This window comes from Halorubrum sp. SP3 (assembly GCF_005435195.1).
Lineage (GTDB): Archaea > Halobacteriota > Halobacteria > Halobacteriales > Haloferacaceae > Halorubrum > Halorubrum sodomense.
In genome coordinates this window covers 1-218 of sequence record NZ_SGTU01000783.1, presented here as the reverse complement: position 1 = coordinate 218, position 218 = coordinate 1, and the positions used below count along the sequence as shown (strand labels likewise).

Below are 218 nucleotides of genomic sequence, written 5' to 3'. Positions count from 1 at the left end.
CGTCGAGCGATCGGATCCGCGGCCGGTTCGGGTCGCCGATCCGCGCGGCGGCCCCTCCGGCGTTTATACCGTTCGCCGCCGAACCGCCCGGACATGGAACGGGTCACCCACGACGGCCGCGAGACGGCGTACCGCCGCTTCGACCGCGGCGGCGACGGACCGACGGTCTGTCTCGTCCACGGCAGCGGCGGCACGAAGGACGTCTGGAAGTCGCAGGC

General features: G+C 73.4%; 1 protein-coding gene. It reads left to right on the top strand.

Annotation, left to right across the window (positions count from 1 at the left end):
- Positions 1 to 93: 93 nt before the first annotated feature.
- On the top strand, positions 94 to 218 hold a 125-nt coding region (locus tag EXE42_RS20570), incomplete at its 3' end, for an alpha/beta fold hydrolase (protein WP_369333810.1).